Origin of the sequence: Staphylococcus auricularis, from assembly GCF_001500315.1 — a bacterium.
Taxonomy (GTDB): Bacteria; Bacillota; Bacilli; order Staphylococcales; family Staphylococcaceae; genus Staphylococcus; species Staphylococcus auricularis.
Genome location: NZ_LLER01000043.1, coordinates 1 through 314, shown reverse-complemented (window position 1 = coordinate 314; position 314 = coordinate 1). Strand labels below are relative to the sequence as shown.

The window sequence follows — 314 nt, the reverse complement described above, 5'->3', positions numbered from 1 at the left end:
CGCGGTAATACGTAGGTGGCAAGCGTTATCCGGAATTATTGGGCGTAAAGCGCGCGTAGGCGGTTTTTTAAGTCTGATGTGAAAGCCCACGGCTCAACCGTGGAGGGTCATTGGAAACTGAAAAACTTGAGTGCAGAAGAGGAAAGTGGAATTCCATGTGTAGCGGTGAAATGCGCAGAGATATGGAGGAACACCAGTGGCGAAGGCGACTTTCTGGTCTGTAACTGACGCTGATGTGCGAAAGCGTGGGGATCAAACAGGATTAGATACCCTGGTAGTCCACGCCGTAAACGATGAGTGCTAAGTGTTAGGGG

The 314-nt window shown here is 50.6% G+C and carries 1 rRNA gene; it reads left to right on the top strand.

Annotation, left to right across the window (positions count from 1 at the left end):
- Positions 1 to 314: ribosomal RNA gene (locus tag APS80_RS10415) — 16S ribosomal RNA — on the top strand; the annotation flags it as partial.